At 69.8% G+C, this 18,195-nt stretch carries 14 protein-coding genes; 6 read left to right on the plus strand and 8 right to left on the minus strand.

From position 1 onward, the window contains the following. Positions 1-39 precede the first annotated feature (39 nt). Positions 40-1,797, plus strand: coding sequence for an aa3-type cytochrome oxidase subunit I (gene ctaD, locus QSK25_RS26605; RefSeq protein WP_285642189.1), 1,758 nt, complete (start codon positions 40-42; stop codon positions 1,795-1,797). On the opposite strand, the gene QSK25_RS26610 is transcribed toward ctaD, so the two are convergent. Next, positions 1,794-2,606 carry an SCO6745 family protein gene (locus QSK25_RS26610; RefSeq protein ID WP_285642190.1) on the minus strand — a complete coding sequence of 271 codons (813 nt, stop codon included), beginning with the start codon at positions 2,604-2,606 and terminating at the stop codon, positions 1,794-1,796. The two genes, ctaD and QSK25_RS26610, sit on opposite strands and share 4 nt — an antisense overlap. 74 nt (positions 2,607-2,680) lie before the next feature. Between QSK25_RS26610 and QSK25_RS26615 the strand changes: the two genes are divergently transcribed. Beyond that, entirely contained in the window at positions 2,681-3,217 is a 537-nt protein-coding gene (locus QSK25_RS26615; RefSeq protein ID WP_285642192.1) for a DUF4240 domain-containing protein, read from the plus strand. Here the strand turns inward: QSK25_RS26615 and QSK25_RS26620 are convergent. The 3 genes from QSK25_RS26620 to QSK25_RS26630 form a co-directional block, all read right to left on the minus strand. Then, the gene (locus tag QSK25_RS26620) at positions 3,185-3,568 is read right to left on the minus strand and encodes a hypothetical protein (RefSeq protein WP_285642193.1); all 384 of its coding nucleotides are present in this window, start codon (positions 3,566-3,568) and stop codon (positions 3,185-3,187) included. The two genes, QSK25_RS26615 and QSK25_RS26620, sit on opposite strands and share 33 nt — an antisense overlap. A 143-nt stretch (positions 3,569-3,711) precedes the next feature. Further along, positions 3,712-5,640 carry a vWA domain-containing protein gene (locus QSK25_RS26625; RefSeq protein WP_285642194.1) on the minus strand — a complete coding sequence of 643 codons (1,929 nt, stop codon included), beginning with the start codon at positions 5,638-5,640 and terminating at the stop codon, positions 3,712-3,714. After that, on the minus strand, positions 5,637-7,028 hold the full coding sequence (locus tag QSK25_RS26630; RefSeq protein WP_285642196.1) for a sigma 54-interacting transcriptional regulator: 1,392 nt from the start codon (positions 7,026-7,028) through the stop codon (positions 5,637-5,639). Before QSK25_RS26630 ends, QSK25_RS26625 begins: the two co-directional genes overlap by 4 nt. Before the next feature lie 155 nt (positions 7,029-7,183). On the opposite strand from QSK25_RS26630, the gene QSK25_RS26635 reads away from it, so the two are divergent. The 3 genes from QSK25_RS26635 (at position 7,184) to QSK25_RS26645 (ending at position 11,564) form a co-directional block, all read left to right on the plus strand. Continuing rightward, positions 7,184-7,609, plus strand: coding sequence for a YcxB family protein (locus tag QSK25_RS26635; protein ID WP_285642198.1), 426 nt, complete (start codon positions 7,184-7,186; stop codon positions 7,607-7,609). A gap of 60 nt (positions 7,610-7,669) precedes the next feature. Then, a complete protein-coding gene (locus QSK25_RS26640) occupies positions 7,670-8,467 on the plus strand; it encodes an Rv1486c family protein (RefSeq protein WP_285642201.1) in 798 nt (265 codons plus the stop codon). 73 nt (positions 8,468-8,540) lie between these two features. Then, positions 8,541-11,564, plus strand: coding sequence for an NACHT domain-containing protein (locus QSK25_RS26645; RefSeq protein WP_285642203.1), 3,024 nt, complete (start codon positions 8,541-8,543; stop codon positions 11,562-11,564). Between the two features lie 3 nt (positions 11,565-11,567). Here QSK25_RS26645 and QSK25_RS26650 read toward each other — a convergent pair whose 3' ends face one another. The 3 genes from QSK25_RS26650 to fabG are packed head-to-tail and all read right to left on the minus strand — an operon-like array spanning position 11,568 to position 14,158. Further along, complete coding sequence (locus QSK25_RS26650) at positions 11,568-12,596, minus strand: ferrochelatase (protein ID WP_285642204.1); 1,029 nt, start codon at positions 12,594-12,596, stop codon at positions 11,568-11,570. Between the two features lie 52 nt (positions 12,597-12,648). Continuing rightward, positions 12,649-13,416, minus strand: coding sequence for an enoyl-ACP reductase FabI (gene fabI, locus QSK25_RS26655; RefSeq protein ID WP_285642205.1), 768 nt, complete (start codon positions 13,414-13,416; stop codon positions 12,649-12,651). A 37-nt stretch (positions 13,417-13,453) separates the two neighbouring features. Beyond that, the gene (gene fabG, locus QSK25_RS26660) at positions 13,454-14,158 is read right to left on the minus strand and encodes a beta-ketoacyl-ACP reductase (protein ID WP_285642206.1); all 705 of its coding nucleotides are present in this window, start codon (positions 14,156-14,158) and stop codon (positions 13,454-13,456) included. A 108-nt stretch (positions 14,159-14,266) separates the two neighbouring features. Between fabG and QSK25_RS26665 the strand changes: the two genes are divergently transcribed. Continuing rightward, positions 14,267-16,846 (plus strand): FAD-binding and (Fe-S)-binding domain-containing protein, encoded by a 2,580-nt coding sequence (locus QSK25_RS26665; protein WP_285642209.1) that lies wholly within the window; start codon positions 14,267-14,269, stop codon positions 16,844-16,846. Here QSK25_RS26665 and QSK25_RS26670 read toward each other — a convergent pair. Beyond that, entirely contained in the window at positions 16,826-18,118 is a 1,293-nt protein-coding gene (locus QSK25_RS26670) for an MFS transporter (RefSeq protein ID WP_285642210.1), read from the minus strand. The genes QSK25_RS26665 and QSK25_RS26670 overlap by 21 nt on opposite strands. Positions 18,119-18,195: the final 77 nt, after the last annotated feature.

The raw sequence follows: 18,195 nt of genomic DNA on the forward strand, positions 1-18,195 counted from the left end.
ACCCGGAGGACGATTCACGTCTGGCACGGAGGAGGCGCGATGACCACGATCAAGCCAACGCCCGTAGTGCCCCATCCGGGGGCGGCGCGCGCACGGCCGAAGGGCTCGTACTTCCTCCAGCTGTTCAAGACCACGGATCCCAAGCAGATCGGGATCATGTACCTGACCACGTCGTTCGCGTTCTTCATGATCGGCGGCGTGATGGCGCTGCTGATGCGCGGCGAACTGGCGCGGCCGGGGCTGCAGTTCCTGTCGAACGAGCAGTACAACCAGCTGTTCACCATGCACGGCACGATCATGCTGCTGCTGTACGCGACGCCGATCCTGTTCGGGTTCGCGAACTTCATCCTGCCGTTGCAGATCGGCTCGCCGGACGTCGCGTTCCCGCGCCTGAACGCCTTCTCGTACTGGCTGTACCTGTTCGGTGGCATCATCGTGGTCGCCGGGTTCGTCACGCCGGGCGGCGCGGCGGACTTCGGCTGGTTCGCCTACACGCCGCTGTCGTCCGCGGTGCACTCGCCGGGCGTGGGCGCCGACCTGTGGATCATGGGTCTGGCGGTGTCCGGTCTCGGCACCATCCTCGGCGCGGTCAACATGACCACGACGGTGATCTGCCTGCGGGCACCGGGCATGACGATGTTCCGGATGCCGATCTTCACCTGGAACATCCTCGTGACGTCGGTCCTGATCCTGCTGGCGTTCCCGATCCTCACCGCCGCGCTGATGGGGCTCGCCGCCGACCGGCACCTCGGGGCGCACGTGTTCGACCCGGCCAACGGCGGCGTGATCCTGTGGCAGCACCTGTTCTGGTTCTTCGGCCATCCCGAGGTGTACATCGTCGCGTTGCCGTTCTTCGGGATCGTGACGGAGATCTTCCCCGTGTTCAGCCGCAAGCCGTTGTTCGGCTACAAGGGCCTGGTGTTCGCCACCTTGGCCATCGCGATGCTGTCCGTGGCCGTGTGGGCGCACCACATGTACGCGACGGGTGCGGTGCTGCTGCCGTTCTTCGCGCTGATGACGTTCCTCATCGCCGTGCCGACGGGCATCAAGTTCTTCAACTGGATCGGCACGATGTGGAAGGGGCAGGTGACGTTCGAGTCGCCGATGCTGTTCTCCATCGGCTTCCTGGTGACGTTCCTCTTCGGTGGCCTGACGGGCATCCTGCTGGCGTCGCCGGCCGTCGACTTCCACGTGTCCGACACGTACTTCGTGGTGGCGCACTTCCACTACGTGCTGTTCGGCACGATCGTGTTCGCCACGTACGCGGGCATCTACTTCTGGTTCCCGAAGATGACCGGGCGGATGCTCAACGAGCCGCTGGGCAAGCTGCACTTCTGGACGACGTTCCTCGGGTTCCACGGCACGTTCCTGGTGCAGCACTGGCTGGGCAACGAGGGCATGCCACGCCGGTACGCCGACTACCTGCCGTCGGACGGCTTCACGACGTTGAACATGATCTCGACCATCAGCTCGTTCGTGCTGGGCCTGTCCTTGCTCCCGTTCGTGTGGAACGTCTTCCGCTCGTACCGCTACGGCGACCCGGCACCGCAGGACGACCCGTGGGGCTTCGGCAACTCGCTGGAGTGGGCGACGACGTCACCGCCGCCGAGGCACAACTTCAAGGAGCTGCCGCGCATCCGGTCCGAGCGGCCGGCGTTCGAGCTGCACTACCCGCACATGGTGGAGCGGATGCGCGACGAGGCGCACTTCTCGTTGACCCATCCCGGCAAGCACAGGGCGGGCAAGGACGAGGTCACCGAGAAGGCGCTCGCGTCGACGGACCGGGACACCGACTAGCGCCGTCCGGGCACCATGCCGGCCTCCAGCACGGCCTTGCTGAGCGGTGCGGCCAGTTCGACGAACCGCTGCTTCTCCTCCTCGGACAGCACGTCGTAGGCGGGCGCGGCCATGCGGTCCGTGTCGTCCTCGATGCCCTGGCGGAGCTCACGCCCCTGCTCGGTGAGGAGCTGGTCCTCGCCGACGAGGCCGCGGTTCTGCAGGTCCTGGACCGTCGCGTCCCACTGCTCCTGCGACCACGCGCGGGTCTTGCGCAGCACGTCGGCCGGGTAGTCGCCGGTCGCCACGTGCAGCACCAGCGCCTCGATGCCGGTGATGTTGTGCCGCAGCAACGCCGCGAGGTGCCCGTCACCGCGGAACTCGCGCAGCAACGTCTGGGCGTGGAACAGTTGCAGCCGCGGCTCCTCCGGCCACTCCAGGGCGGCGTGCGCGGCGAACAACGGACGCCCGTGCAGCATCTCGGTGGCCCGCTCGGCCGCCCGCCGCGCGAGCTCGTTGATCTCCTTGAGGTCGTCCGGCAGCACCTTGGCGAGCGCCTCGTCCGCGGCTTCCCAGCGCAGCTCGAGCATCCGCTGCGGCGACACCTTCTCCCAGGCCTGAGGGATGCGCGCCCGCACGATCGCCGGGTTGAAGTTGTAGAACGTGGCGATCACGACCTCGGCCCCGACCGCCCCGAGCGCCGCCGCCCGCGACGCGAAGTACCCACCGGGCCGGTCGAGTCCGACACCGGCGTACCGCGTCTCCGCCTCGGGGACGAAGTAGATCATTCCGTGCACGGCCTCGAGCGAGCGAAACAAAGTCCTGATCATGCTTCCAACCTAGAACGTCAGCGCCGGTTCGTCAGTCTTCAAAAATTGTCAGACCCCTCTGCCAAGCTCGACCTGTGAACGAAACCGCCCTCTGGACCCTCATCGCCGACGCCCGGTCCACCGTCCCCGACCCGTCCGACGGCGAGGCCGTCGCCGCCGAGGCAGCGGCCCGGCTTTCCACCCGCTCGCCGGCGGAGATCGTTGCCACTCAACAGGTCCTGTGGGACGTCCTGGTCAGCTCCTACACCAATCCATTGTGGGCGGCGGCCTACCTGATCAACGGCGGCTGCTCCGACGACGGCTTCGACTATTTCCGCGGCTGGCTCCTCACCCAGGGCAAAGAAACCTACGACGCGGTCCGCGCGTCCCCGGACTCGCTGGCCGGCCTGCCCGACGTGATCGCGGCAGCGGAGTCGGGCATGGAGTTCGAGTGCGAGGCTGCCCTCTCCATCGCCTGGGACGCCCACATCAAGGCGACGGGCATGCAGTTGCCCCAGGACGCCTTCCGCATCCGCTACCCGGAGCTGGACCCGGACTGGGACTTCGACTTCGACGACAGCGCCGAACTGGCCGCACGCTTACCGCGCCTGGCGGCCCTGTTCCTGAACTGACCCAGGCGTCCTCGCCACCACGAGGACACCGAACGCCACGTGGTCGAGCCACTGCGCAACCCGTGGCAACGCCCGGATCTGAGCGTTGTGCCGCCCGACGACCTCCAGATCGAGCAGGGCGATGGCCAGCCCGGCCACCACCCCACCCACGGTTCCCCGCACGCGGAGCCGCCTCAGCACCACCACCCAGAACGCCGACACAGCGAGGTGCACCACGATGCCCGCACGAGCCCCACCGCCGACCAACGACCCGGCAGCCCGAGTGGCGCGCGCCAGGTCGTCGCCCGTCAGCACCGCGTGCACGGTCGACGGCACACCGCTCAACACCACGGCCAGCAGAAAGCGCTTCACCGCCGCCGCGATCTCGGGAAGTCACCGACCACCGCGATGCCAACTCCTCCGTCCCGACCCGGCAGCCCGACTCGCGCGCACCAAAGTGCCACCAACCGTCCTACCAGGCGCGGCCGACGGCACAACAGCCGGCAGGAAGCGCTTCACCTCCGCCGACGCCGGGACTTCAGGTAGTCGCTGACCACGGCAGCCCCGAGACCTTCCTCGTCCGCCGCCACCACCCGGCCACCACCCCGCCGAGCCACGATGTCGACGAACGCGGCCAGTCGCGGGTCGTCGCCCAGCTTGAACACCGAGATCGTCGCCCCGAGGCGCGCGAGCGAGTCGACCTCGTTCAGCGTCTTGCTCAACGTCCTCGGCAGCGGCGGGTAGTTGAACTCGGCGTCACCGTCGGGTTCGAGGTGCGCGGTCGGTTCGCCGTCCGTCACCACGAGGACGACGGGCTGCGCGTCGGGGTGCCGGCGGACGTGCCGGCCGGCCAGGAGCAGCGCGTGGTGCAGGTTCGTGCCCTGCTCCCACACGCCTTCCAGCGCCGTCAGCTGCCCGATGTCCACGGACTCGGCGTAGCGCCCGAACGTGACGAGTTGCAGGGCGTCGGTGCGGAACCTCGTGCGCACGAGGTGATGCAGCGCCAAGGCCGTGCGCTTCATCGGTACCCAACGGCCGTCCTGCACCATCGACCAGGAGGTGTCCACACACAACGCCACTGCCGCACGGGACCGGTGTTCGGTCTCGGCTACTTCCAGATCGACCACGTCCAGGGACATGGACCCGGAGCGCAGCACGGAGTTGCGCAGCGACCGCGGCACGTCCCAGGGTTCGGTGTCGCCGAACTGCCACGGCCGGGTCGAGCCGATCAGCTCGCCCGCCGCGCCGGCCGAGGTGGTCTCGCGTGACCCCTGCGACGAGCGGAGCTGGTCCACGACGCCGCGCAGCGCGGTTTCGCCCAGGCGCCGCAACGCCTTGGGCGTCAGGCGCAGCGAGCCGTCGGGGGCCCGTTCCACGATGTTCTGCGACTTGAGCGCCTTCTCCAGATCGGACAGGCGGCGCGCGTCGACCGACGCCGACTCGCCGAGCTGGCGTTCGAGCGCCTCCAGGTCGATGTCCTCCAGGCGCGCGCCCGGGTAGGACTGCGAGAGCTGTTCGGCCAGGGCGTCCAGTTCGGCGAGGTCCGCCATGGCCTGGGCACCCTCGCCCAGACCCAGCGGGTCCTGGCCGCGGAAGCGGGCGGAGGACGTCCAGTCCTCGCCAGGACGGAGCTGCTGCAGAAGGGAGTCCAGAGTGGACAGTTGAGAGCCGATGCCGCCGAAGGCCTGCTGCGACAACGCGGACAGCTCGGCGCGCTGGGCGTCGGTCATCGAGTTCATCATGCGCTGGGCCGCGGCCGAACGGGCCGCCAGGGCGTCGATGAGCTCGTCGACGTTGCGCGGCTTCTCCGGGAAGAACTCGCCGTGCTTGCGCATGAACTCGTCGAACATGCGCGGCGTGTCCGGGGAGCCCGAGGCGTGCGCCTCCAGCAACGAGTTGAGGTCGCGGAGCATGCGCTGGATGCGCTCCACGTCCTTGGCGTCCACGTTGGACAGCGCGTCCTTCATCCCCTGGAAGCGCTGGTCCAGGAGTTCGCGGCCGAGCAGTTCGCGGATCTTGTCGTACGCCTCGCGCGCCTCGGAGGAGCGCCAGTCGTAGGAGGAGAGCTCCTGCACGGCCGCGGCCGTGCCCGGTGGCAGCGCGTCCAGCTGCGCCTCGCGGAAGCGGGCGTCGTCGGACGGGTCGGGGAACAGCGTGCGGCGTTCGGCTTCGACGGCCTGGTCCAGCAGCCGCCGGACCTCGGTGAGCGTGCCGTCGAGCCGGTGCCGGCGCTGGATGGACGCACGGCGCTGCCACAGGCGTGAGGTGAGGTCGTCGAGGCCGCGGGTGCCGTCGACGCCGCGCCGCAGGAGTTCGCGCAGGGCGGACTGCGGCGAGGCGCCTTCCATGATCTCGCGGCCGAGTTCGTCCACGGCCGCACGGAGGTCCACCGGGGGCGCCAGCGGATCGGCGCCGCCGCCCCAGCGTCCGTAGCGGTATCTCATCCGTACACCGATCGGTCGTCGTCGGAGGAGTTGTCCTTCGACAGGTGGCGGGTCAGGTAGAGCGACTCCAGGGCGAGTTCGACGGCGGAGGCGATGCGGCCGACCGGGTCCTTGGGGCCCGCGCCCATGCGGGCCGCGACCTCGTGCAGGATCGGCAGCTCCGGCAACGCCGCGAGCAGGTCGCCGGCGTGCACGCGGTCGCCGGTCGCGACCGGGTGGCCGTCGGAGACGACCTCGGCCAGCGCGCGCAGGTTGAGGCCTGCCAGGCGGGCGCGGGCGGTGTCGGCGATCGAGCGGCGCAGCAGGTGGACGAGGACCTCGTCCTCGCGGCCCTCCTCGCCCGCCTCGAACTCGAGCTTGCCGCGCAGCACGTCCGGCACCGACTCGAGGTCGACCGGGCGGGCGATGGCCGGCGTCTCGCCGATCAGCGCGGACCGGCGCAGCGCCGAGGCCGCGACGGTTTCCGCCGCCGCGACGGCGAACCGGGCGGAGACGCCGGAGCGCTGGTCGATCGACGACGACTCGCGCAGGTGCCGCACGAACCGGGCGATGATCTCCAGCAGGTGGTCGCCCACCTCGGCGACGAGGTCGGCTTCCTGGCGGACCAGGTCGACCTCGGCGTCGATCTCCAACGGGTAGTGCGTGCGCACCTCGGCGCCGAAGCGGTCCTTGAGCGGCGTGATGATGCGGCCGCGGTTCGTGTAGTCCTCGGGGTTCGCGGTGGCCACGAGCAGCACGTCGAGCGGCAGCCGCAGCGTGTAGCCGCGGACCTGGATGTCGCGCTCCTCCATCACGTTGAGCAACGACACCTGGATGCGTTCGGCCAGGTCGGGGAGCTCGTTGATGGCGATGATGCCGCGGTGGGCCCGCGGGAGCATGCCGTAGTGGATGGTCTCGGGGTCGCCGAGCGAACGGCCTTCGGCGACCTTGACGGGGTCGACGTCGCCGACGAGGTCACCGACGGACGTGTCGGGCGTCGCGAGCTTCTCGGCGTAGCGCTCGTCGCGGTGCCGCCACACCACCGGCAGGGCGTCACCGAGCTCGAGGGCACGGCGCTTCGACTCGGGCGTGATCGGGTCGAGCGGGTGTTCGCCCAGCTCGGAGCCTTCGATGACGGGCGTCCACTCGTCGAGCAACGCCACCAGGCTGCGCAGGAGCCGCGTCTTGCCCTGTCCTCGTTCGCCGAGCAGGACGACGTCGTGGCCGGCCAGGAGCGCGCGTTCGAGCTGCGGCAGCACCGTGCGGTCGAAACCGACGATGCCGGGCCACGGGTTGCGTCCTTCGCGCAGGGCCGCGAGGAGGTTCTCCCTGATCTCGGTCTTGACGCCGCGCGGCAGGTGCCCGGCGGCGCGCAGTTCGCCCGCCGTGCGGGCCAGGTTCTGGGTCACGCAGACGACGCTACGCACCGAATCCGACCCCGTCGATGTGGAGCAACTCCAGGCACGGGCCTGGCGCGTGCGCCAGAATGCGGGGCGACATGAGTGACAGCGTTGATTTCAGATGGGCCCCTTCACCCGCGGACTGGCGAGCCAGCCTGCGCACGATGGTGCCGTTGTTCAGATGGGCGCCGTGGTTCGCCCTCGTGCTCGGCGTGTTCTCCCTGGTGCTGCTCTTCGGGTTCGAGGACGCGCTCGTCGTGGGTCTCTTCGGCCTCGGCTGCGCGCTGGTCATCGGCTTCATGGAGCCGGTCGCGGTGTGGTGGCGGTTCACCTCCGACGAGATGATCAGCCGGACCGTCGTGGGCAGCGCCGACGACCAGTCGTTCCGGATGGCGGTGGGCAACGCCGTGCGCGAGGAGATCGTCTGGCAGGAACTCCCCGGCTGGACCGAGACCCGGCAGGGCTTCGTGCTGGAGACGCTGGACGACGGCGCGGCGTCGCTTTCCGTGCCGCACCGGGCCTTCGCGTCCGATGAGGACGTCACGTCGTTCCGGACGCTCCTCGAGAACCACATCGGTCCAGCCAAGTAGGTGTCTCGGATCGGGCACACCGGGTGGGGCGGACCGGCCGGGGCCACGTAATCTCGTCGCGTGTCCTGTGCGAGCGCCACGCTGGTCGTGTGGGCGTCGGGATGGCTGCACGGTCTGGCCGCCTCCGACGACGTCCTCGACGCCCTGCACCTGTGGGCCGAGCAGCACGAGGTGGTGGCCGACGACGACGGCACCGCCACGGCGCTCGACCTCCCCGGTCCCGACGAGGCCCCCGTGGGCCCCGCCCTGCTGCTGGCCGCCCTGCGGCGCGCGGGCGCCACTTCGGCCAGGCTGGTCCTACCGGTCCCGGGCGACGTACGAGGCCTGGGCGGCAAGGGCCCCCTCTCGACGTGCGCCCTGCGCTCCGGCGAGGCCCTGGTCGTCCCGTCGGTGCACATCGGCCTGGTCCCGAAGATCGTGGCCGACGGCGTGATGCGCTGGACCGTCTTCGACCTGCCGTCGTCCAACGGCCTGGAGCACATCCCGATCGGCGAGGCCGAGCACGGCCTGGGCACCGCCCTCCGCGAGGCGACGGCGGCCCTGGCCAGCCTCGACGTGGCCAAGCACCGCCCGAACGTGCGCCAGGAGATCGCCGACCTGGCCACCGAGAACTCGAAAATCCCCTGGCCGGACGCCATGCCCCCCAGGGCCCTGCGCGTCCTCCAACGAGCCGCCGAGGTCGACGCCATCGTGAAGGTGGCGAGCTCCGACGCCCCAGGAGGCGCCCTCTCGGCGTCCGCCATGACGGCCCGCACCGAGGCCCTCCGCCCGGTCTCCCTGGCCGTGCGCCGAGCCCGCTGCGCAGCGGTCGACGAGGCAGTCCGCGTCCTGGCCGACAGCGGCGCCGGCAGGCACTGAGCAGGTTCACACGGTCGGGTCATCCGCAGCCAAACATCTTCGGCTGACCCGCCGCCGCTGAAAAGCTGCCGCCGTGGCACCACGCACCTGGGTGATCACGGCGGGCTTCGCCGTGGTCGCCGTCATCCTGTTCGTACTCACCCAGGTCCCGCTCGACGACAGTGACGCCTACAGCAGCATCGCGGCCGCCCTGGTGGCGATCGGCACGGCGTTCACCGGCATCGTCGTCTACCTCTCCCGCGAGCAACGCCCCAGACCGGCGGGCGAGGAGGCCGACACCCTGGCCGCCGGCCTCCTGGAGCAGTGGGCACCGGAGGTCGAGCACCGGCGCGAGCGGTTCGGCTCGCGCACCCTGATCCCGCTCGGCTGGACCGGCGTCGGCGCGGGCCAGACGCGCGTGCGTTCCAGTGGCTGCCTCAAGAGCAGCCTCAGCGCCGCGGCCGGCGGTCTGGCCGACGACTTCAGCAAGATCCCGTCCCGCCGCCTGGTGGTGATCGGCGAACCCGGTGCCGGCAAGACGTTCCTCGGCATCCTGCTGACCGTGGGCCTGCTGCGCCGCCGCGCCGACGGTGACCCGGTTCCGGTGTTCCTCTCGCTGTCCTCGTGGGACCCGGTCGCCGACAGCCTCGACGACTGGCTCGTCCGCACGTTGGCCACCACCTACTACAACGGCCGCAGCAAGGCCGTGCGCTCGCTCCTGATCAACCAGCTCCTCGTGCCCGTGCTCGACGGTCTCGACGAGCTCCCCGACCATGCCCGCCGCCGCGCGATGAACCGCCTCAACGACGTCCTCGGGGACGAACGCCCGTTGGTGCTGACCTGCCGCATCACGGAGTACGAGGACCTGATCGCCGGTGGCGCCCCTGTCCTGCTGCCCGTCCCCGTCGTCCGCATCACCCCGGTGAGCACCGCCAACGCCGTCCGCCACCTCCAGAAGTGGCCGTCCGTCGCGAACCACGTGAAGACCCGGCCGGACAGTCCCGTCGCCGCCGCCCTGAGCACACCGCTGATGCTCTCGGTCTTCACCGCGGCCTACCAGACGCGCTCACCGGACGAACTCCTCGACACCACCAGGTTCGGGAACCGGCACGCCGTCGAGGACCACCTCGTCGACCTCATGGTCACCGCGCTCTACCCGGACGAGAAGCACCGCCGTTGGCTCACGCACCTCGCCGGTCTGCTGCACCGCCACGGCGACCGCGACTTCCGCTGGTGGCAGCTCGCGGAACGCACCCTGTCGCCGTGGATCGCGCCCGTGGTCGGCGTGCTGGCGGGTGCCGTCGCGTTCGTGCTCGCGGCCGTGTTCCTCCCGGCGAGCGCCATGGTCGGTGCCACACCTGTCGCGGCCGTCTTCACGATCGTGATCACAACGGTGTGGCTCACGGCGGGCAGCCGGGCTCCCGCCGCGGTCGCCGCGGTCCCGGGCGTGCGCGGTTTCGGCAGGGGCACGCTCACCGGTGCCGCGCTGGTGCTGGTTCCCGGCGTCCCGATGGTGCTGCTGAGCATCGACGGGATGGGAACGAGCGAGGTGGCGGCGAACACCAGCGCACTGCTCGCGCTGTCCCTGATCACCGCGCTGGGCGTTGGGTTGCACGAGGTGCTCGCGGCGAGGACCGAACGCGTCCGCGGTGCGGGTCCCGAGGAGCTGCTGGCCCAGGACCGGAGGTCGGCACTCTCCTCGGCGGCGGTGACGGGCGTCCTCGTCGGGATGCTCACCGTCGTCACCTGCACGTGGGCCGCCGCGATCGGTGGTCATCTCGCCACGCGGTTCGAGGCGCGCGATCGCCTGGTGATCGAGCACCTTGACCTGCCGGCGTTGCAGACGCACGTCCCGTGGCCCGTGGGCGAGCAGGACCGGCCAGCGCTGGTCGTCTACAGCGTGCTGGTCCTGCTGCTGTTCGCGGCGGCGGTGCTCGTCACTCGCGCGTGGACGCGTTTCCTCGTGGCACGGGCCGCGCTCGCACTGGCGGGCCGGTTGCCGTGGCGGTTGATGCGGTTCCTGGCCGCCGCCAGGGAAAGCGGACTGCTGCGCGTCGCAGGCAACGGCTACCAGTTCTGGCACGTCCGGCTCCAGGAACGTCTGGTGATGACAGCTGGCCGGACTGCGCCCGTGCGGCAGGCGCCGCGCAAGGCCGCACTCGTGGCGGCCGTCGCGGTGACGCTGACGACCGTCACCGCGGTGACGTGGGCGGCCAGACCCGACGACTGCCCCGCCACCCCGTGGTCCGAAGTGGACGATCACATGGCGCGGGTGAGCCTCAACCACACCAGCGGTTGCTTCGCGCACGTCGACAGGAAGGACTGGCGACTGCTGACTGGTGGCGACCTGCTCGGCAAGATCGCCCTCGACCAGCCGGCGGACGACGACACCCGCCACGACCACCTGGTCGTCGTCGGTGATCTCCACGGCGGCGGGCAGCGGTGGGAGGAGGTCCTGGAAGGAATCGCCGCCGCACAGGAAGTGCACGAGAAGCCGCTGGTCGTGGATTTCGTCCACACCAACACGCCGTACGAGGCGACGGAGGACTACCGGGAGCTGGTCGCGAGCCTCGCCGGGCACACCGGAGGCCCCACCGCCAAGGGCGCGGCGATCCTCCTCGACGGAACCCAGTCGCACGTGGCGGGGAACTGGGACGTGATCGGCCTGCGGGACCACGAACTGCCGAACATCGCCGAGAAGTACGCGGGCGCGCTCCTCAGCGTCAACCACGCGCAGGAGCCGGTGATGACGAAGGACGAGCTGAAGGACGGCATCTCCGACGAGGAGTGCCGGTTCCTCCGCAAGGAGAAACCGGCGTCCGGCGTGCTGGACCTCGACCTCCGCGGCATCCGGCCGAGCTACGAACTGCTCGACCCGCTCGGTGCCTGCTCGCGGGCCCGTCTGCTCATCAACGAGGAACACGCCTACGACATGCGCTCGATCTCACCGCGGTTGCCCTCGATCACGGCGTACTACCTCGAGGACAGGACGACGTCGGCGTGGACCGACTGCGCCGACCACGTGACGGCACTGACGGCGACCGCCACCTGTGCGTTGGCGCTGCTGGTCGCGGACGAGGGCAGGGTGCGCATCATGCCCGCGTCCGAGGGAGCCTGACGGTCAGGAGGTGCGGGCCGGCCTCTTGGCCGGCTCGCAGCACAACGGCGCGCAAGGCGCTCCGTTCACCGTGCACCCCGCCGCCACGAACGACGACAGCTTCCGCACCGGCGCACCGGAAGTGTGCTCCGCGACCAGTTCGGTGACGAGCTCGGCGAACCGCGGATCCGCGTTGGGCGTGGCGGCGCGGGCGAACTCCATGCCGAGCTCCAACGCCCGGTCACGTGCCTCGGTGTCGAGGTCCCACACCACCTCGAGGTGGTCGGACACGAAGCCGATCGGGCACACCACGACCCCGGTGACCCCCTTGGCGTGCAAGGCGTCGATGTGGTCGACGATGTCCGGCTCGAGCCACGGGATCTGCGGCGGCCCGGAACGGGACTGCCACACCACGTCGTACTCGGTGATGCCCAGTTCCGCGGCCACCAGGCGGGAGGCTTCGACGATCTGGCGCGAGTAGCGGTAGCCGCCTTCGGCGGGCGGGCCGGCTGCCTTGTCGGCGGACACCGGCACCGAGTGCGCGGTGAACACGAGCCGATAGGCGCCGTTCACAGCAGATGCGGCCGAACGGATCGCATCGGCGAAGGAGGAGATGAAGAGCGGGTGGTCGAAGAAGTGGCGCAGCTTCACCAGTTCCGGGCCGTCCGGGACGGCCTGCAGCGCGCGGGCGATGTCCTCGTCGTACTGGCGGCAGGCGGAGTAGCCGCCGTAGGCGCTGGTCGGGAACACGAGGGCGCGGCGGATGCCGTCGGCCTTCATCTGGGCGACGACGTCCTCGACCATGGGGTGCCAGTTGCGGTTGCCGAAGTAGATCGGCAGGTCGAACCCGGTGGCGCGGACGGCCTCGATGGCTTCGAGGTTCAGGCGGTTGATCGGCGAGACGCCGCCGAAGTGCTGGTAGTGGGCCTCGACCTCGTCCAGCCGCTCCGGCGGTACGCCGCGTCCGCGCACCACGTTCTCCAGGAAGGGACGGACGTCTTCTGGACCTTCTGGGCCGCCGAACGACAGCCAGAGCAGCGCATCGAAACTCACCGCTCCATCCAATCAGACGCCCGATCCCCTCACATGACGAACGCGTGTGACGTCAGAGACCGAGGAAGTGCACGCCGCCGTCGACGAACACCATCGAGCCCGTGGTGGCGGGGAAGAAGTCGGACAGCAGGCCGCACACGGACTTCGCGACGGGCTCGGCGTCGTCGACGTCCCAGCCGAGCGGCGCCTTCTCGCCCCACATCTTCTCCAGCTCGACGAAGCCCGGGATGGACTTCGCGGCCATGGTGCGGACCGGGCCGGCGGAGATGAGGTTCACGCGGATGCCGTCCGGGCCGAGGTCGCGTGCCATGTAGCGGTTGATCGACTCGAACGCCGCCTTCGCCGCGCCCATCCAGTTGTAGGCGGGCCACGCCTGGCGGGCGTCGAAGTCGAGGCCCACGACGGACGAGCCGCGCGTCAGCAACGGGCGGGTGGCCTGCACGAGCGCCTTGTACGAGTACGCGGAGACGTGCATCGCGACCGAGACGTCCTCCCACGGCGCGTCCATGAACGGCGCGCCGAGGCAGCTCTGCGGGGCGAAGCCGATGGCGTGCACGACGCCGTCGAGGCCGTCGACGTGCTCGCGCACGCGGTCGGCGAGGGTGTCGAGGTGCTCCTGGTTCTGCACGTCGAGCTCGACGACGGGCGCGGGCTTGGGCAGGCGCTGGGCGATGCGCTGCACGAGGCTCATCCGGCCGAACCCGGTCAGCACGACCTCGGCGCCCTGCTCCTGGGCGACGCGTGCGACGTGGAAGGCGATCGACGCGTCGGTGATGACACCGGTGATCAGCAGTCGCTTGCCTTCGAGCAGTCCGGTCACTTGATCCAACCCTTTCGCAGTTCTGGAAGAAAAACCGTCAGTGGCCCATGCCGAGGCCGCCGTCGACCGGCAGCACGGCGCCGTTGATGTAGCCCGCCTCGTTCGCCGCGAGGAACGTGACGGCGCGCGCGATCTCCTCGGCCGCGCCGTAACGAGCGGCGGGGATCTGCTTCAGCGCGGCGTCGCGCACGGCCTCGGGCAGCTCGGCCGTCATGTCGGTGGTGATGAAGCCGGGGGTGATGACGTTCGCGGTGATGTTGCGCGAACCCAGCTCCAGCGCGATCGAGCGCGCCATGCCGATCATGCCGGACTTGGACGCCGCGTAGTTCACCTGGCCGGGGCCGCCGGTGAGGCCGACGACGGACGAGATGAAGACGATGCGGCCGAACTTCTTGCGCAGCATGCCGCGGGAGGCGCGCTGGGCGAAGCGGAACGCACCGGTGAGGTTCGCGTCCACGACGGACGTGAACTGCTCCTCGCTCATGCGCAGCAGCAGCGTGTCCTGCGTCATGCCCGCGTTGCACACGAGCACCTCGACGGGACCGTGCGCGGCTTCGACCTCGGTGAACGCGGCGTCGATCTCCTGAGAGTTCGTCACGTCGCACTTCACGCCGAGCAGACCTTCGGGAGCGCCGGACCCGCGGTGCGTCACCGCGACCTTGTCGCCCTGCGCCGCGAACGCCTGCGCGATGGCGAGGCCGATGCCGCGGTTGCCTCCGGTGACCAGAACGGACCGACTCACTAGCTCTCCTGAGAATCGCTGCTGGTTGACCGGGTGAGGTTATCGGCTACCGGCAGGTAGACCGGCATCGGCGGGGACATGTCACACCGGGCGGGGCATGATCGGGTGATGCGGGCCTTCCTCGATCAACTCCGGCGCCAGGTGGACGGCGACGTCCTGGACGACCCGGCGAGCCGGGCCCTGTACTCGGCGGACGCCTCCAACTACCGCCACGTGCCGCGCGTCGTCGTCCGTCCACGCACGACGGACGCGGTGATCACGGCTGTGGGGCTCGCGGCGGAGCACTCGGTGCCGATCACGAGCCGGGGCGCGGGAACGTCCATCGCGGGCAACGCGACCGGCACCGGCCTGGTGATCGACTTCAGCCGGTACCTGAACGCGTTCGAGATCTCCGGCGACCGCGCGCACGTCCAGCCGGGAGCGGTGCTCGACAAGATCAACGCCCAAGCGGGCGAGTACCTGTTCGGGCCCGACCCGTCCACGCACTCGCGGTGCACGATCGGCGGGATGATCGGCAACAACGCGTGCGGCGCTCACTCGGTGAAGTGGGGCAAGACCAGCGAGAACGTCGAGAACCTGCACGTCCTCACCACCGACGGCCGCACGTTCGACACGAAGAACCCGCCGCCGCTCCAGCTCCCGGCCCACGACGCCAAGTGGTTTCCGCAGCTCAGCCGCCGGGTCAGCGGGTACGCGCTGGACGCCCCGACGCTCACGCAACAACTCGTCGGCACCGAGGGCACGTGCGTGGTGCTGCTGGGCGCCGAGCTCAAGCTCGTGCGGCGGCCGGAACGCCGGATCCTCGTCGTGCTCGGCTTCGCGGACACCTACGAGGCCGCCGACCAGGTCACCCAGATCGAGGACGCCCTCGCGATCGAGGGCCTGAACGAGTCACTCGTCCACAGCGTCAAGACCCGCCCCGACCTGCCGGAAGGCCGCAGCTGGCTGTTCGTCGAGGTCGAGGACCACCCCGAACGGATCGCCAAGCTCACCAGGAACTCGATGATCATCCACGACCCGGCGCACCAGCGGGCGCTGTGGCGGATCCGCGAGGACGGCGCGGGCCTCGCGACCCGGATGGCCGACGGCAGCGAGGCCTGGTCGGGCTGGGAGGACTCGGCCGTGCCACCGGAACGCCTCGGCACGTACCTGCGCGAGTTCGACCAGCTCCTGACCCGCTACGGACGGCGCGGCATCACCTACGGCCACTACGGCGAGGGCTGCATCCACGTCCGCATCGACTTCGACCTCGCGCACGGCTACCGCGAGTTCCTCCAGGACGCCGCCGACCTCGTCGTGAGCCACGGCGGCAGCCTGTCCGGCGAGCACGGCGACGGCCAGGCGCGGTCCGAGCTGCTCAGCCGCATGTACCCGCAGGAGGCGATCAGGGCGTTCGGCGAGTTCAAACGCGCCTTCGACCCGCGCAACCTGCTCAACCCCGGCCGGATCGTCGAGCCGCTGAAGCTGGACGACGACCTGCGGGTCCTCGTGGCGCCGCCGAGGATCCCGACCCGGGCGGAGTTCGCGAGTGACACGCGCCGGTGCGTCGGCGTCGGCAAGTGCCTGAACACCAGGGGCGGCGTGATGTGCCCGAGTTATCGCGTCACCAAGGAAGAGAAGCACTCCACACGAGGCCGCGCGCACCTGCTGTTCGAGATGCTCAACGGTGACGTGATCAAGGACGGCTGGCGCTCGAAGGAGGTCGCCGAGGCGCTGGACCTGTGCCTGGGGTGCAAGGGCTGCAAGCGCGACTGCCCGGTCGACGTCGACATGGCGAGCTACAAGGCCGAGTTCCTGCACGAGCACCACAAGAGGCGGATCAGGCCGCTCTCGCACTACACGATGGGCTGGCTGCCCACGTGGCTGAAGTACGGGCTGGTCAACAGGATCACCACGAGGTTCGGCCGGTTCGCGGGCATCACCCCGGAACGCGAACTGCCGCGCCAGACCACCCGCCTGGTCCGCCAGCTGCACCCCGTCGGCGACGGCGATCCGGTGCTGCTGTTCCCCGACACGTTCACGAACCACTTCGAACCGGGCGTCGGCCTCGACGCCGCGACCGTCCTGGCGCACCTGGGAAACCGCGTCGAGGTGCCGTCGATGAACGTCTGCTGTGGACTGACCTGGCACTCCACCGGCCAGCTCGGCAAAGCCCGGCGGGTGGTCGAACGCACCGCGCGGGCGTTGCTGCCGTGGACGAGCCAGGGCGTCCCGGTGATCGGCCTGGAACCGAGCTGCACGGCGTTCCTGCGCGCCGAAGCCCCGAAGCTCTCGGACGACCCGGCGGTGCACACGCTTGCCAAGGCCACCAGGACGTTCGCCGAGCACGTCGCCCCGAAGCTGCCACGGCTGCAAGGCGCGCGCGAGGCCGTCGTGCAGACCCACTGCCACCAGTACGCCGAGCTCGGCTTCGACCGCGACCGCGAGGCGATGACCAAGGCGGGCATCAGGCCCACGGTCGTGGAGGGGTGTTGTGGCCTCGCCGGGAACTTCGGCTTCGAGCGGGGCCACTACGACGTCTCCATCGCGTGCGCCGAGCAGGACCTGCTGCCGGCGTTGCGCGCCAACGAGGACGCGCTGGTGATCGCGGACGGCTTCAGCTGCCGCACGCAGATCCGGCACACCACCGAACGCAGGCCGGTGCACCTCGCCAGCGCGCTCGCGGCCCTAATCGCGGTCGAGGACTGAGTCCTTCGACGTCTCCCGCATGAACCCGTAGACCAGCAAGGAGATCAGCACACAACCCGCGACGTAGTAGTAGAAGACCGACTCCATGCCGGCCTGTTTGAACCACAACGCCACGTACTCCGCGGTGCCACCGAAGATGGCCACCGTCAGCGCGTACGGCAGCCCGACACCCAGCGCGCGGATGTTCGTGGGGAACAGTTCGGCCTTCACGATCGCGTTGATCGAGGTGTACCCGGTCACGATCACGAGGCCGCCGAGCATGAGCAGGAACGCGGGGATCACCGCGGACGTCGTCGCCAGCGTCGACAACAACGGCACGGTCGCGAGCGTGCCCAGCACCCCGAAGCCCAGCAGCAGAGGACGACGCCCGATCCGGTCCGACAACGCGCCCGCAAGCGGTTGCAGCACCACGAACACCAGCAGCGCGGCGAAGTTGATCCAGCTGACCGTCGCGGCGTCGATCCCGCTCGTGTTCACCATGAACTTCTGCAGGTAGGTCGTGAAGGTGTAGAACGCGACCGTGCCGCCCAAGGTCAGGCCCACGACCGTCAGGCATTCCTTGGGGTGCTTGAGCAACGCCCGGATCGTGCCGTTCTGCTCGCCACTGCCCTTCTGCTTCTCGAAGTTCGCCGACTCGTCCATCCCGCGCCGCAGCCACATCACGACGATCGCCCCGGTCGCGCCGATGACGAACGCGATCCGCCAGCCCCACTCCGTCATCTCGGCCTTGGACAGGAACTGCTGCAACACGATCTGCACGCCCAGCGCCACCAACTGCCCGGCGGTCAGCGTCACGTACTGGAAGCTCGAGTAGAACCCGCGCCGGGCAGGAGAGGCCACTTCGGACAGATAGGTCGCGGAGGTCGCATATTCACCACCGACGGACAAACCCTGCAACAGCCGTGCGAGCACCAGCAGCACCGGCGCCGCCACGCCGATCGTCGCGTACGACGGCGTCAACGCGATGATCAACGACCCGGCGGCCATCAGCGTGACCGACAACGTCAAGGCCGCGCGTCGCCCGTGCCGGTCGGCGTACCGGCCGAGCAGCCAGCCCCCCAGCGGGCGCATGAGGAAACCGACGGCGAACACGGCGGCGGTGTTGAGCAGCTGCGCGGTCTGGTCGCCCTTGGGGAAGAACGCGGCCGCGAAGTAGATGCTGAACGCCGTGTAGGCGTACCAGTCGTACCACTCGATCAAGTTGCCGACCGACCCGCGCAGCACGTTCGCCACCACTCGGCGTTCGCTGCTCTTCTCCTGAACGACTGTCATGACCGACACCATCGCGACGGTCCGTGACCACCCACAACCTGGGGTAAGGCTTCTTTACAGTCACTTAAGCGCGTCGG

The organism is Lentzea sp. NBRC 102530, assembly GCF_030269365.1.
Lineage (GTDB): Bacteria > Actinomycetota > Actinomycetes > Mycobacteriales > Pseudonocardiaceae > Lentzea.